This is a genomic window from Mycobacterium sp. TY815, assembly GCF_030755135.1.
Classification (GTDB): Bacteria; Actinomycetota; Actinomycetes; order Mycobacteriales; family Mycobacteriaceae; genus Mycobacterium.
In genome coordinates this window covers 40,997-55,251 of the sequence record NZ_JAUFRX010000003.1, presented here as the reverse complement: position 1 = coordinate 55,251, position 14,255 = coordinate 40,997, and the positions used below count along the sequence as shown (strand labels likewise).

11 protein-coding genes are annotated in these 14,255 nt (G+C 68.3%); 2 read left to right on the top strand and 9 right to left on the bottom strand.

Going from position 1 to position 14,255, the window contains the following annotated elements; translation table 11 throughout:
* Positions 1–121: 121 nt before the first annotated feature.
* From QXK92_RS26030 to mycP (QXK92_RS26015), 4 genes are all read right to left on the bottom strand, one after another.
* Positions 122–466, bottom strand: coding sequence for a YbaB/EbfC family nucleoid-associated protein (locus QXK92_RS26030; protein ID WP_306246595.1), 345 nt, complete (start codon positions 464–466; stop codon positions 122–124).
* Positions 466–1,857, bottom strand: coding sequence for a secretion protein EspB (locus QXK92_RS26025; RefSeq protein ID WP_306246594.1), 1,392 nt, complete (start codon positions 1,855–1,857; stop codon positions 466–468). The genes QXK92_RS26030 and QXK92_RS26025 overlap by 1 nt, the downstream gene beginning before the upstream one ends.
* Positions 1,858–1,936: 79 nt before the next feature.
* Positions 1,937–3,334 carry a type VII secretion protein EccE gene (eccE, locus tag QXK92_RS26020; RefSeq protein ID WP_306246592.1) on the bottom strand — a complete coding sequence of 466 codons (1,398 nt, stop codon included), beginning with the start codon at positions 3,332–3,334 and terminating at the stop codon, positions 1,937–1,939.
* Positions 3,331–4,686 carry a type VII secretion-associated serine protease mycosin gene (gene mycP, locus QXK92_RS26015; protein WP_306246590.1) on the bottom strand — a complete coding sequence of 452 codons (1,356 nt, stop codon included), beginning with the start codon at positions 4,684–4,686 and terminating at the stop codon, positions 3,331–3,333. Before mycP (QXK92_RS26015) ends, eccE (QXK92_RS26020) begins: the two co-directional genes overlap by 4 nt.
* Positions 4,687–5,032: 346 nt before the next feature.
* On the opposite strand from mycP (QXK92_RS26015), the gene QXK92_RS26010 reads away from it, so the two are divergent.
* Together QXK92_RS26010 and QXK92_RS26005 are read left to right on the top strand one after the other, a co-directional pair.
* A complete protein-coding gene (locus QXK92_RS26010; RefSeq protein WP_306246588.1) occupies positions 5,033–5,452 on the top strand; it encodes a hypothetical protein in 420 nt (139 codons plus the stop codon).
* A gap of 106 nt (positions 5,453–5,558) precedes the next feature.
* Positions 5,559–6,734: a thiolase family protein gene (locus QXK92_RS26005; RefSeq protein ID WP_306246586.1), complete on the top strand. Its 1,176-nt coding sequence runs from the start codon at positions 5,559–5,561 to the stop codon at positions 6,732–6,734.
* Between the two features lie 7 nt (positions 6,735–6,741).
* Here QXK92_RS26005 and eccA read toward each other — a convergent pair whose 3' ends face one another.
* Genes eccA through QXK92_RS25980 form a run of 5 tightly spaced genes read right to left on the bottom strand, consistent with a single transcriptional unit; the run spans position 6,742 to position 14,234 of the window.
* Entirely contained in the window at positions 6,742–8,568 is a 1,827-nt protein-coding gene (gene eccA / locus QXK92_RS26000; RefSeq protein ID WP_371934599.1) for a type VII secretion AAA-ATPase EccA, read from the bottom strand.
* Positions 8,569–8,579: 11 nt separating this feature from the next.
* On the bottom strand, positions 8,580–10,112 hold the full coding sequence (gene eccE, locus QXK92_RS25995; RefSeq protein ID WP_306246582.1) for a type VII secretion protein EccE: 1,533 nt from the start codon (positions 10,110–10,112) through the stop codon (positions 8,580–8,582).
* The gene (mycP, locus tag QXK92_RS25990; RefSeq protein WP_306246580.1) at positions 10,109–11,755 is read right to left on the bottom strand and encodes a type VII secretion-associated serine protease mycosin; all 1,647 of its coding nucleotides are present in this window, start codon (positions 11,753–11,755) and stop codon (positions 10,109–10,111) included. Before mycP (QXK92_RS25990) ends, eccE (QXK92_RS25995) begins: the two co-directional genes overlap by 4 nt.
* A complete protein-coding gene (gene eccD / locus QXK92_RS25985; RefSeq protein WP_306246578.1) occupies positions 11,752–13,233 on the bottom strand; it encodes a type VII secretion integral membrane protein EccD in 1,482 nt (493 codons plus the stop codon). The genes mycP (QXK92_RS25990) and eccD overlap by 4 nt, the downstream gene beginning before the upstream one ends.
* A complete protein-coding gene (locus QXK92_RS25980; protein ID WP_306246576.1) occupies positions 13,233–14,234 on the bottom strand; it encodes a MinD/ParA family protein in 1,002 nt (333 codons plus the stop codon). Before QXK92_RS25980 ends, eccD begins: the two co-directional genes overlap by 1 nt.
* Between the last annotated feature and the right edge of the window lie 21 nt (positions 14,235–14,255).

Genomic DNA, 14,255 nt, shown 5'->3' with positions numbered 1-14,255 from the left:
AGCTGCGGCAATTTCGCGATCGAAGTGCGCACGGAAAGCCGTTGCACGGCAGCACAAATTGACGAATACGCGAGCGAAACACGCAGCGGGGCGCGCGGATTAAGCGGTGGGTAGCGCCTTTTCAGCCGTGGTTATTGCCGGCGGCTTTGGTCATCGCCTCGAGAGCCGCGGTCAGCTGCTCACCGGCAGCCGAGTTGTACTGGGTCGCCGCCTGTTGGGCGTTCTGCAGGGCCTCGTTGATCCGCGCGCCGACGGCCTCGGCGCCCAGTTCCTTGATCAGGCCCTCGTTGATCCGCACCCCGGTCAGCCACTGGTGGCCGTTGATGTTGACCTCCACGGTTCCGGCTTCGTCCTCGCCGCGGAAGTTGCCGGTGTTCATCTGATTCAGCGTGCCTTCCAGGGCCTGCTGAAATCGCGCCGCCAGGGCCAGGGCCGCCGCGACATGCGGGTCCATGTCCATGTCCATTACTTCGACTCCTTCATGTCCTGCCGGCGACGCTGACCGATAACGGCCTCGGTCCACGCCCTGTCCTCGGTGTAGAGAGCTTCGTCATCCTGTTGTGCGCCTTTGGATTTCGAGCCCCCGCCGCCCTGGCCGTGGCCACCCATCGGCATACCCATGCCACCGCCCGAGGCGGCGCCGCGCCCCGTGGCCGCACCCTGGCCGACGCCCCCGAGGTCACCCGCACCCGCGGGCCGCATCGATTCGCCGGCCTCCATTCCACCGGTCGCCGGCGCCAACGGCATCGCGGGCATGCCGCCGCCACCGCCCCCGCCGCCGAGCGACATCGGTTTCATGCCAGGCTCTTTGCCCAAACTGGCGGCGGCTTCACGGACCGAGGCCAGATCGGCACCCGCGCCGGACGGCATGCCGCCGCCAGCACCGGCGCCGCCGGTGGACGGGATCATCGGGGCCTGCATACCGGTGCCCGAGCCGCCACCGGCCATGGCCGCCGCCTGCATCACCTGCGTGGGGATCAGGCCCGGCGTCTGCGCCGGCGGGGGCGGGTCGATCTTGACGGCAGCAGGGGGCTTCGGCGGGTTCACCGCTTCCAGTTGCGCCTTGGTGTTGTACTCGTTGAGCACCTCTTCGGACTTCGACTGGTACTCCGCGTAGAGCTTGATGGCCTGGTCCTTGTAGGCCGGATCTTTAGACAGCTCTTCAAGTTTCGTGATGTCGGCCAACGTCGGGTGCGAACGGCGGGCCCACACCTGCAGCTGCGCGATGTACTGCCCCTGCTTGGCCAGCGATGTCGCCAGCTTGGCCATGTGGGTGACCCACTCGCGCTGCTGATCCAGGGATGCCTCGCACGCCGTGGCCGCGTCGCCGGTCCAGTTCTCGAAGACGCGGAATCGCTTCATGTCGCCCTGCAGGGCGAAGCTGAGCTGGTTCCAGCCGTCGGCGAAGGCGGCCAGCGACGCCCCCTGATCGCCCGACTCGAGCTTGGTCGCCGCGGCTTTGAGGTCGGTGAAACCGCCGTCCCCGGCGCCCGACACCTGCGCCGTGTCCTGCAGACCGGCGGCGCTGTCACCGCCCTCGCCGCCGGCGGTCTCGCCGGCCACCTCGCCGCCGTCGCTGTTGAGCGCCTGCCCGCCTTCTTCGTCGACGTCCCCGTAAGCCTTGGCCGCGTTCCGCAGCGACGTCGCCAGGCGGGACCGCTCCCGGTTACCGGCGGTCAGGAAGTCCCTCATGTTCTCGGCGGACAAGGCGAGCTGCTGGGCGGCGTTCTTGGCAGCGGTGAGACCGCATGGCGCGGCGGGCGCGTCGTTGGGCGGCGTCGCCATCGGCGCCTCGACCTCATCGGCCCGCGAAAGAATTTCCTGCTGGTCTACCGTGACGGTCTGCGGCTGAGTCATATCGGATCGTCCTCCTTAATGCTCTAACCATTATCGTCGCTAAATTTCGAGGTCTCTGCACCAAATTCGCGAACGCCGGCTACTTCGGTAAGGCCAGTTGGTAACGGCTTTCCTCCGGTGGGGAGACACGGCGGATCGGCAACTGCCGGTGGCGCGGAGTGCTGACCATGTTGTGGCGCAGCACGACTTTGTCCACCCCGGGGTGCGGGCCGAGATACGTCGTCGCGTTCTGCCACGTCACCTTGGCCACCTGGCCGATCTGTGCGCCGATGAGCCGGGCGAATTCCTCGAAATGCGGGCCCAGCGTCACGTGCGCACCCGCCGCCGCCGCGCGGACCACGAACTGGGTGAACGTCTGCGCGTCACCCAGGTTGAGGCTGGCGTCGACGTCGTCGAACGGCAGGTACACCGGGCACCGGTTCACGGTCTCGCCGATCAGCACACCGGCCGAGCCGATCGGGATCTGGCAGTGCCGGTCGGCGATGAGGTTCTGTCCGGTGAGCGCAGGGCGTTGTCCGCCGTAGAGCCGGGTGAACCCGCGCGGCGTCTTCGGCTTGCCCATCGTGGTCAGCAGCACCGTGGCCTGCGGCAGCATCCCGGGCCTGATGCGCACCCGGGTGACGGTGCGGTCGGCGCGCGCCGACCACCACAGGTCGGGACCGCCCGGGGCGGTGTAGGCCGCGGTGTAGCAGTCGCGTCCCTTGATCATCGACCACTTCTCCCGCTCGAAGCCCTCGAAGCCGATGTCGATGGCGTGGTCGTAGTCGTCGAAGCTGCGCCCGCATACCGCGTCCACGCCGTGGCTGGCGAGGTTGTCGGCGATGCGGGTGGCCGAGGCGACCAGGTAGCGGGCCAGTCCGGCGACGCCCTCGTCACGGCGCTGGGCGGATTTGCGGGTCAGTTCCGGATCGGCGCGCAGCATGATCCAGGTGCGGCGGTGGGCCGGAGCCGGATCTGCGCCGAGCACCTGCTGGTACAGGTTCACTACGTCCGGGGCGGCGGTGGTGCCCACCCGGAAGCCGGCCGAGACGATGTCGGCCTCGAGGTCGGGGCAGTGCACTTCCAGCAGGTGTTCCAGCAGCCGGGTGTCCAGCGCGTCGTCGGTGTGCGCCTTCCCCTCGACGATCACCGTCGGGGTGAACGGCCGCGGCTTGAGTTCGATGACGGCGATCAGGTGGCTGCGCCGCCAGCGGACCGCGACGTGGTCGCCGGGCTTCACCGTCGCCCCCACCACGGGCTCAGACGGAATGTCCGGTGGTTTGCGGCGCCGCCGCAGCCACCGGAAAACCGTTACCACCCAGCCGGTGAGGCGGCGTCCGAAGAAGCTGACGAAGGCGACGACGGCGCCCGCCGCCGACAGCGCGATGCCGGCCCACCAGTAGCGCGTGGGCAGGAACAGCAGGATGGCGGCCGGTGCCAGCACCGCCAGCACCAGGGTGTGACCGGTGCTGAACTTCAGCCGCAGCGGGTTGGTCATCGCCGGCGCCTCAGCGCCCGGGCGGCCAGCGAGCCGAACCCGAGCGCCACCAGCAGGCCGACGATCGACAGGGTGACCACCGTGATCGGCAGCCGGTCGGGGGCGGGCGTCATCACTGGTGGGGGCATGCGCCGGACGTTGTACGGGATGGTGGCGCCGCCGGGCGTGATGTCCCACGTCAACGCGGCGAGCGCGTTGACCACTCCGTTTCCTACCAGATCGTCGATTCCACCCCCCGGGTGTCGCGCGGTGGCCTCGATGCGCTGCATGACCTGTCGCGCGGTCAGTTCGGGGAACCGCTGACGCACCAGCGCCGCGATGCCGGAGACGTAGGCCGCGGCGAACGAGGTGCCGGCGATGGGCACCGGTCCCTCCTTGCCCTGCAGGGCGTTCACCGGTTCCCCGGCGTCGCCGAGTGATTCGATGTTCTCCGCCGGAGCCGCCACGTCCAGCCACGGCCCATGCATCGAGAAGGTGCTCGGGACACCGCTTTGACCGATGCCACCCACAGCGATCACCGATCCGGCGTACCAGGCCGGCGTGACCACGGTCTGCACCTTGTTCCAGCCGCGGGGGTCGCCGGGGTTGGCCGCGTCGGGCAGCGGATTCTGCGCGCAGTCACCACCGGTGTTACCCGCCGCGACGACGATCACGGCGTTCTTGACGTTGACGGCGTAATCGATGGCCGCGCCCAGGCTCGCCTCGTCGATCGGTTTGGTCACCTTGTAGCAGGCCGCTTCGCTGATGTTGATGACGTTGGCGCCGAGGTTGGCGGCGTGCACCACCGCGCGCGCCAGGCTGCGGATCGAACCGGCGGCCGGGGTGGCATTGGGATCGTTCGGGTTCGGTTGGGTGCCAACGGGTTCGAACGCTTCTGAGGTCTGGCGAAGCGAGAGCAGCCGGGCATCGGGTGCCACCCCGACGTAGCCGTCGGTGGGGGCGGGACGGCCGCCGATGATCGCCGCGGTCAGCGTGCCGTGGGCATCGCAGTCGGACAGCCCGTTGCCGGCCTGGTCGACGAAGTCGCCGCCGGGCTCTGCCGGAACGCGGGGCGAGGCGTTGACGCCGGTGTCGATCACCGCGACCGTCACCCCGGCGCCGGTGGCGAACTTGTGGGCTTCGGCGACGCCGATGTAGGCGTTGCTCCACGGCGGATCGTGGAAGGTGGAATCCGGCAGCACGGTGGGTGCCGAGCACTGGACGCGTTGTTCGGTGGGCTGATCGGGGCCGGTCACATCCGGTGGGAGGGCCCCGGGATCGATCGGGGGCGGAGTGATTGCCAGTGCCGGCGGCGCCGCGAACGGTGCCGTTGCGACGGCCAGCGCCACCGCCATCAGCAAGATCCGGTGCACCCCCGAATCACTCCGTTCATTGAGTTCGTGCGGCGTGTCAATCCTGGCAGCAGTTTAGACGTAACGGGTGCGTAAACGGCGCTATTCAGGCCGGGTTGTTATGTCGCATGGACGTCGAAGGGCGGGTGCGCAAGAGACGTCGCGGGGTCAGCCGGGCAGCCTTCAGGACGCTACATCTGCGGCCGGCGCCAGCCAGGAGCGAAAGGTTTTGTATCGCAGAGTTATTCGTGGTTCCGGCGGGTACGTGGTACCGGCGGGCAAGGCAAAGATGGACAGGCCTGAACTTCGCGCGCAGTATCTAGGGGCCGACCATGACCGGGCTCGATGATTGTGCGGAGAGGTGCCCATGAGTAACAGGATCCTGGGACCCCTGATGATCCTCCTCATCGGGCTGGGACTGATGGCCTTCGGTTCTTACTACGCATTTCGGACCGTTGTGGAATGCGACAACAAGGTCATGCACAGCGGAGACAGCTGCAGACAGCGCAGGCAGCCGACCAAGACCTACGAGGAGAAGCGCGACTCTGATCACACGATCGGGTGGGTGGTACTCGGTGTCGGTTCCGCCATGGCGATCGCCGGCATCGGGCTGGGGATCAGCGCTGCGGTGCGTCGTCCCGCTTCACCGGGATTCATGCCTCCCGGCGGTCCGGGGAGTCACCCGCCGCGCGGCGCGGCGCCGTGGTATCCGCCGCCACCCGGCGGCCAGCTTTACTACCCTCCCCCGCAGTATCCGCCACAAAGTCCCCCGTGGCCGCAGCGATAGTGCCCTCGCGCACCGCCGGTGACGTTACACCTGCAGTTACTATTGTAAATACGGTACTTGCTACGATAGGGCCTGATTCCCCCGGCAGAGAGTGCGAGGTTAGAAGATGGCCACACCCGTAATCGTTGGCGCGGTCCGGACGGCGATCGGCCGGTCCTTCAAGGGCACGCTGGTCAACACCCCGCCCGAGACGCTGATCACCGCGGTGCTGCCCGAGGTGGTGCGCCGTTCCGGGGTGGACCCGTCGGCCATCGACGACATCATCTTCGCCGAATCTCATTACGGCGGCGGCGATCTGGCGCGCTACGCGGCGACGGCCACCGGGCTGGAACACGTGCCGGGCCAGTCGGTGAACCGGCACTGCGCGGGCAGTCTCACCGCGATCGGCAACGCCGCCGCCCAGATCGGCTCGGGGATGGAGCGGGTGCTGATCGCCGGGGGCGTGCAGTCGCTGTCGATGACGCCGCTGACCAACTGGCGCATCCCCGGCCCGGAGCTGAAGTTCGAGGAGCGGTGGATGCCGCCCACCCATGTCGAGACGCCGGACGCCCCTGCCAAGGACATGTCGATCACCGTCGGGTGGAACACCGCGCAGTCGGTCGGCATCACCCGCGAGGAGATGGACGCCTGGGCGGCCCGCTCGCACCAGCGGGCTGTCGCCGCGCAGGACGCCGGCAAGTTCGCCGACGAGATCCTGCCGCTGAAGGTCACCCAGTTCGACGGGTCGGTCACCGAGTTCGCCGTGGACGAGCACCCGCGCCGCGACACCACGGTGGAGAAACTGGCCGGGCTGAAGGTGCTGCACCCGGAGATCGAGGGCTTCTCGATCACGGCCGGCAACAGCAGCGGCACCAACGACGCCGCTGCGGCGGTGGCACTGGTGGACGCCGACTACGCCGCCGCCGAAGGGCTGACCGTGATGGGCAAGGTCCGGGCCTGGGCCGCCGCCGGGGTGGCGCCGCGCGATTCAGGGCTGGGCGCGGTGAAGGTGATCGGCAAGGTGCTGCAGCGCGCCGGCCTGTCGGTCGACGACGTGGCGCTGTGGGAGATCAACGAGGCGTTCGCCTCGGTGCCGATCGCCGCGTGCCGGGAGTACGGCATCGACGAGGAGAAGGTGAACTTCTTCGGCAGCGGCTGCAGCCTGGGCCACCCGATCGCGGCGTCCGGGGCGCGGATGGTGACGACGCTGACCTATGAGCTGATGCGGCGCGGCGGCGGGATCGGGGTGGCCGCGATGTGCGCGGGCGGCGGTCAGGGCGGGGCGGTCGTCGTCGAGGTCTAACCGGCAGTCACAGCTCGATCGGCACGTGCTTCTCGGCGCACGCCTCGCGCACCGCGGTGATCACATCCTGGGTGCGCAGCGTCTGCAGATCCTCGACGGTCACCGACCCCTTGGCACTGCGGTGCTGGGCGGCCACCCGTGAATCCCTCAGTCGCTCAGCACGTTCCACGATATTGCGGGCGAAGCGTCCGTTCTGCATGAGGTCGACGCCGTGGGTGCCGTCCGGTGCACGATACGAGCGCAATGTTGCACAGGCCGCCGTCAGCGCCTCGGCGGCGCTCGGCTCGATGACCGTGGCTCTCGGATCGCCGTAACGCACGGCAATTTCCACCAGCTCGTCGGGCGTGTACGACTCGAATCGCAGCTTGCGGTTGAACCGTCCGGCCAAACCGGGGTTCACCGTGAGGAATTCGTCGACTTCCTTTTCGTAACCGGCGCCGATGAAGCAGAAGTCGAACCGGTGCACCTCGAGTGCGACCAACAACTGGTTGACCGCCTCCATGCCGATCATGTCCGGCCGCCCGTCCTGGTGTCGTTCTACCAGTGAATAGAACTCGTCCATGAACAGCACACGGCCCAGCGAACGGTCAATCAGCTCATTGGTTTTCGGACCGGACGCACCGATGTGCTCGCCGCAGAAGTCGGCCCGCTTCACTTCGACGATCTCGGGATGCCGGACGATACCCAAGCCGGCATAGATCTTGCCGAGTGCTTCGGCGGTGGTGGTCTTTCCCGTCCCCGGCGGACCGACCAACAACATGTGATTCGTCTGATTGGCCACCGGCAGCCCCGCCGCCAGCCGCAACGCACGGACCTCGATCTGGTCCTCCAACTCGGCGACCGCGCGCTTGACCTCGGCCAGTCCGACCTGATTGTCGAGCAGCGCGCGACCCTCCTGCAACAGTTGCCCGCGGCGCTCCTCGTGTTGGGCATCGGTGCGCTGCTGCACGGAACGCTGAGTCTTGACATCCCATTTGTCCGTACGGGTGCCGATGGTCTCCTCATCGGTGACCAGGAGTTGCAAGCTGGAGTCGGCCAGCGCCTGTTTGGCGGTCACCAGCAGCGCACCGTTGATCGTTGCGCGGGACAGCCACTCTTGCGCCTGCGCTTCGTCGCCGAGCTGGCGGTGCGCCATCCCACGCACATAAGCGAGGTCAGCCGCGATCAACGGGTAGTCCGCGGAATCGATTGCCGTGATGGCGTTCTCGTTGCGGTCGCGGCGCGGCCCGGCGCCCGCCGGGTGCACCTCCACCCGGTCGGTCCAGCTGAGCGCAACCCGCGCCTGCCCCAGGTGGGCAGCGGCGTGCGCCGCCAACGCGCAGGTCGCCGCCGTGACCGCCGACATGATGATGGCCTGCGGAGGTAGCACCGTCGCCGCCACGGAGACAGCGTCCGGCCACCGCTGCGTGGCGAACATCAGGTACGCCTCGATGTACTGCTGCCACTGGTGGTTCTCCCAGGTGTCCAGCAGGGCGGGGTCACGCAGCAGGGCGTCGGCCTCGGCGTACTGGGCCGCATCGACCAGCGCGCTGGCCAGAGCCAATCCGGCGTGCGAGGCCTCGGTCACCGAAATCGACAGGTACGGGCCCGCTTTGACGGGCGCCGACAATCGCACGCCAAGCCGGTTCGTCTCGCGGTGCAATCGCGACCCGTACACATACAGCTGCCGCACCGTTGTCAGCGACTCGTCACCCGCGGCGATCCGGCCCAGCCAGGCATCGGCCATCGACGGGTCGATCTCGGTTGCCTCTCGGAATCGCGCCCCCGCCCCGGCAGGGTCCCGGTCCAACAGCGACATGCCCTGGTCGAACCGCTTGCGTGCAGCGGTCGTCATGGTGCCGCTCGTCATGGTGAATCCGCCGTTGCCAGGTCGCCACTGCGCGTGGGTTCAGTTGATACGTAACGATTCTCGGCCCGGAACAGCTCGACCTCCACGGTATGAACCTGGCCGGCAGCCGCAACCGAAATGGTGGCGGGACCGGTCTGCGTGATGAGCACCGTCGCCGAGCCGCGGTGTTCAGTGTCCGGCTCGCCCACGGAGACAATGGTGTTCGGGCGGGGTGCGGGAGTGACGGTGCCGTCCACCACGCTGACCGTGGTACCGGCCATCGGCTTGGCCAGGTCGGTGACGGCGACATCGGGAGTTCGAACAGTGCTCCAGCGCTTGAGGTTTCGTGTGTGCACGGTGATCCGCTCGCCCGCCCCGGCCAGCCTGACCACGATGCGTTTGGCGAGCGCGTCTTCTGCGGCGATGTGCACCCGGCTGAATTCACCCGGGTCGTCGAGAGGCAACATCATTCTGTTTCCGTCGTCGACTTTGCCGAGCAGAACTCCCGAGGGGCCGATCGGGATCACCAGCGGATCGGTCAAGGGTCCGCGCCGGATTCCACGCAACCGGGGCAACGGGCCGCAGAGACTGGCTGCGAGTGCCGCGGCCTGTTCACCCGGCAATGTCTGCAACAACATGCCCGGTGGAGCCGTCGGCGGTTGCGCAGTGCGGACGGTGACCGTGGCCGTGATGCTGCCGTCGCCGAAAAGCGTGATGTTCTGGGTGATGCCGTCAGCGCGCATCGTCCACGCGTGCGCCAGATTGTCGGTGGTGATATCGGCGGGCCGGTACCAATACGTGGTCAGCCAGCCCCGCTCGCCGCGCACCGAACCCCAGCGGCGGTTCAACACCTCCAGCGCGGAGGACCCCAGCCGTCGTTCCAGCTCGACGATGTCGGTAGCCGTTGCGACCTTGGCGCGGATTCCGCGCTGGCGCATCGCCGCGCTGATCCGTTGCGCGGCGGCCAGGGTTGCCGTGCCCACGGAAGTCCTGGACCGCAGCGGTTCGGCGTTGGCCATCGCGGGAATGCGCACGACGAGCCAGGTTTCGCGCTGCCCGGCATAGGGCGGCGTGCCGATCAGTGTGTCGTAGACCCGAGGGTAGTCGCCGGTGTGCCGCCGCCGGGCACCGGTGCTGACCACGCTGAGCGATGCCAGCCGCAGCCCCAGAGTCTGCCGTAGCAACGGCACGAGATCGCCGATGTCAAAGGCATTCTCGGTGTGGGTCGAGGTCGAGCCGGTGAAGAGGGTCGCCGTGTGCGACTTGCCCAGTAACTGGACGGCGGCCACCGCGGTCCCATCTTGGAAACGCACTCCGCCGCCGGCGCGGTCGTTGGCCACGGTATGCGGCTCGGACCACCGCATGGGACGTCCGCGCCGCCACCACAAGCTGAACCACGAGCACGCCGTCTGTCCCCGCCAGCGAACGACGGTGACCGCCAGCCCCAGGACCAAACCCGTTGCCGCCCCGGCATAGCCGGTGATCGCCCACCCGGTCAGGGTGGCCAGGAAGATGCCGCCGATGACGATCGGCCGGATGTCGCGTGTCATCGTTCCCGCCGGACCCGGGTGATCAGGGCGGCGGCTGCCACTGCTGCCATGACGAGTCCGGCGAAGATCACCGCAACGGTGCGGGCGCGGTGATCCGGTGGTGGCGGCGGCGCGGCCGGAGTGATGATCCGGCTGTGCGCTGCGGGTGGAAGCCGCTCCCCCGCAGGCACATCGAAGGTCAAGGCAGCCACCGGGTCCACCACCCCGTAGCCGACCTGGTTGTCCACTCCGCGCGGTGGACTGTGTGCTGTCTGGATGATGCGGTTGATGATCTGGTGAGCGGACAGCCCTGGATACTTGGCGCGCACCAGAGCCGCGACGCCGCTGACATAAGCGGCGGAGAAGCTGGTCCCCCAGATCGGCATGTTCTTCTCGCCGGGCCGGATTGGGGGGTAGGCGTTGACAGGCCCACCGGACTGCGGCGACAGCCCCATGATGCCGACGCCGGGCGCCGCCGCCGCCACCCAGGGCCCGGCCAGGCTCTTGCTGATGACGGCGCCGGTGTTGTCGACCGCGCCCACCGACAACACGTAATCGGAGAACCATGACGGCGACGAGACGGTCTTGACCTGATGCCAGTCCCGCGGGTCGGCGGCGTCCAGCGGGTCGAAGGAGGGGTTCTGGGCACAGCCGTCTTCGCTGTCATTGCCCGCGGCGGCGACGATGACCGCATCCTTGACCGTCGCCGCGTACCACACCGCCGCGCCGATGGCCGCCTGATCCAGCGGGTCAGCGGCAGGTACGCACGATGTCACGCTGATGTTGATCACTTTGGCGCCCATGTTGGCGGCGTGCACGATCGCACTCGCCAAGGTCGCGATGGAGCCCGCCTTCTTGCGGACCTCCATGTCGCCGGGTCCGGGATTGGCCGGCTCGTAGGCGCGCGACGACTGGCGGATGGAGATGATCACCGCGTGCGGGGCCACACCCATGACGCCGTCGGGTGCCCCCGGCGGTGGGGCGGGTACCTCTGGTATGTCGGCTCCGCCGGGGCCGGGATCCCCCGGCCCGTTAGACGGTTCGTCGCCGGGTGGCGGTGGCGGTGGCGCCGGTCTGGTCTCGGTGACGGTGACCGGGGTGGGCGGCGGCGGGGCCGCGGGAGGAGGCGGCGGCCCCCCGGGTGGCGGCGGCGCGCCCTCGACCGGAGGTGGTCCGGCGGGCGGCGGGAACGCCGCCGTGGCGGGCATCGGGGCGGGCATCGGGCTGCCCTGCGGCGCGGCGCCGATCACCGACGCCACGATGGTGCCGTGGGCATCGCAGTCCATCAGGCCGTCGCCGCCCATGATGTAGTCGCCGCCGGCGACCACCCGCAATCGCGGGCTGGGGTTGATGCCGGTGTCGATGATCGCGACCGGCACCCCGTTGCCGGTCGAGTACTGCCAGGCCTTGCTGATGTTCAGCATGGTGAAACCGGGCGCGGTGACCCCCACATTGGGATCGGCCACGGTGATGGTCCGCGCACACATGTTGCTCTGCCGCATCGGTTGCTCCGCGGCCGGCCTACCGTCCGCGGGCACCCGGGACGGGTCGATTGTCGGTGGCGGAATAGCCTGTGCCACCGGATAACACGTCGACAGGCCCAGCACGATGCCGGCCAGCGCAGCGGCGCTCAGCCTCCTGCCGGTCGTCGCTGTCCGGCTCATCGCATGCGCACCCACGTGAACAACCCGCCGATCCAGGCGGCCATGGGCAGCGCGGCGATGATGGCAACGATCTCGACCCACTCCGCGGCCATCCGGACCAGCGGGGTGAACCTGGTGACCGGCACGAGCAAGGCCGCCAGCAGTCCGGCCGCGGCGAACGCCACCAGCAGCACTGTCGCAACCACGAGTGCCTGGGCCGACGAGGCCGGCTCATGCACAACGTGTTTGACAATTCCCGCACAGGTCGCGACGGCCGCCCCCGACACCAACGCAACGGCCTGCCGTCGGTCGGCGAAGGCCCTGCCGCGGCTGATGAAGATCACCACGAACAGCGCGGCGAGTACCGCGGCCGCCGACGCCCGGTCGCGGCCCGGCATCAGCGACGACCACACCGCGGCGGGCAACGCTGCCGCGGCGCCGACGCAGATTCCCGTCAGCACGTTGTTGGCGCGCCTGGCCGCCGCAGCGATTTGTGTGCCGCGCGGGGTGGTATCGGTATTGGCCTCCTCGTCCGCACCGTCGTCGACGGGTGCGACGGCGTCTGTGGGCAGTCCGGCGCTGCGCCGGAACAAATCGCGCCCGGTGATCGAACCGAAGTACGGCGGCCGGATCCGCGCGACCCACAGCGCGATCGTCGGGGCCAGGGTCAGGACAATCAGCAGGGTGATCAATGTGCACATCCCTAGCCACTGGGCGGGTACGGGCCACCACATCCGCACCGCTGCGACAGTTCCGCCCAGCGCGCACAGCGTCACCACCGTCGCTGCCGCGCTGACGTAGCGTCCCGTCGCTGCACTCATCCCCCAGGTCAAGACGCCCGCCGTCAGCGTTGCGATGAAAACATGGGCCGCACCGAGATGACCCGGCGCACCCGCACCCAGCGCCACCGCGAGGAGTGGCACCGCCAGCCACCCGAACCCGTCGAACATGTCGGTGCGATGCGGCCACCACCTCCACACCGCAACGGCCCCGGCTGCGGACAGTAGCCCGACGCTGCCGGTGACCACGCTGGCCGCCAGCGCGTCAGACGAAATACGCTGCCGCACAGCCAGTCCCAATATCGTTGCGGCGACGGCTGCGGTGATGGCCAACGCGGTGCAGGCCGCGGTGTGCACGGTGACCGGTTCGAAAAGCTTCTTGCCCACCCGGGCCAGGCCGGTGGACAGCGATTCGTACTGCGGCTCGAAAGATTCACCGTCGACCGCGGGAACGAGCGCCAGTGTGGCGCCGTCCTCGACGCCCAGTTCGTCAAGGGTCTTCGTCACATCCAGGCGCACGCCGTTGGCTTTGTGCAATTCGTATCCGGCGCCGGCGTCCAGGCCGCTTAGGCCGCGACGCTTGAGTTCGTCGTTGAGCAGCTCGACGGCGTTGTCGATGAAGACCTCGATCGGAACCGATGCGGGGTAAACCTGCGAAAGAAGGTGTTCACCGCAGACGACGGCCACCGCACACCGGGCGGGAAACGACACCTTCGCCATTACCGTGGCCTGTCGGCATCCGGAATGTACTTGTCCGCGAGCCCCGCAGTGATCTCGAACAACCGCAAACGAGATTGCTTTCTCAATTCGTGGCGAGTATCGATGATGCCGCCCTTGGCCAAATACGGGTCGTACGGCATGAATTCGACGGTGGCCCCGGATTGCCGGAAGCGTTCGGTGAGATATTTACGTGCGTCCGGGTCGTATTTTTCGCGGCTGTCGTTGAGGATGACGGTGCTTCGGGACACCAACTCGTGATAACCCATCGACCGCAGCAGGTCGATCGAACGTGTCACCGGCAGGGAGGTGTCCGCGGTCAGACCTGAGACGAAGACGAGGGCATCACACGCGTCGAGCACCGCCTTCATCACCGGGTGTTCCAGGTCGTCCGACGTGTCGACCACGATGACGGTGTGGGTGCGGCGCAACCGCGAGAGCACCCCGGCGAACATCGACGGCACCAGTGGCCGTGGTTGGTCCGAGGCGCGGTTGCCGGCCAGTACGTCCAGGCCAATGCTGTTCTGGCCCAAATGCTCTCGAATGTCGGCGTAGCCCTGGACGTCGGTGTCGTTCAGAACGGCCGAGTAGTCCCCGGGCGGGGATTCATCGATCCGGCCGGCCAGCGTCCCGAACCCCGGGGCGGCGTCGATGGCGACCACGTTGTCGGGCCGGCATTCCCGGAACACGCCGCCGATGCACGCGGTCATCGTGGTCTTGCCGACCCCGCCCTTGCCCGAGATCACCCCGATCACGTACTGCTTGCGGATGTGGCGGCGGATCCGCGTCTGCAATTCGCGGTAGTGCCGTTCGGCCGGCGACTCCCCGAGATTGATCGTCTGAAAAGACAACGCGTAGAGGAACTTTCGCCAGCCCGATCCGGGTGGCACTTTCCGCGGAGCCACCATGTCGGAAATGCGCAGGGTGCCGGAGACGGATTCCTGGTGCTGGTAACGCCCGGTCTGTTCGGCGGCGTTCGGGCCTGCATTCCACGTATTCGTCACGGCGCGATCACTAACACTTGG